Annotated in this window: 1 protein-coding gene; it reads left to right on the top strand. The window is 50.9% G+C overall.

Annotated features, from left to right (window positions below; translation table 11 throughout):
- Positions 1-352: Ig-like domain-containing protein (locus HPY31_RS28555; RefSeq protein WP_172143299.1), on the top strand; the 352-nt coding region annotated here is incomplete at both ends.

Here is a 352-nt window from a genome sequence, read left to right as displayed (position 1 = left end):
TGCACAACAACTGGTAGCGAATCCGGGAACGGTTTTACTCCCGACGTCCCAAAGCAAGCCATTACAAATCACGGCGACCTATCCAAATAACAGCACTCAAGATGTCACGACGCAGTCGACGTATGAGAGCAGTAACCCAGCGGTAGCAACGGTAGATGCAGCAGGTGTGATCACAGCGATATCGGTAGGGACAGCGAACATCACAGTCAGCTACTATAACAAAACAATCACGGTCCCTGTGGAAGTCAGGGAGACAGAAGTGAAAGCCAATCGCTTATCCGCAGGTGGAGCACATACGTTGATGGTGAAAGAAGACGGAAGTGTATGGGCATGGGGTCAGAATGAGAAGGGG

This window comes from Brevibacillus sp. HB1.3 (assembly GCF_013186635.1).
Lineage (GTDB): Bacteria > Bacillota > Bacilli > Brevibacillales > Brevibacillaceae > Brevibacillus > Brevibacillus brevis_D.
Note: the sequence above shows the minus strand (reverse complement) of the source record. Positions and strands in the feature narration are given on the sequence as shown.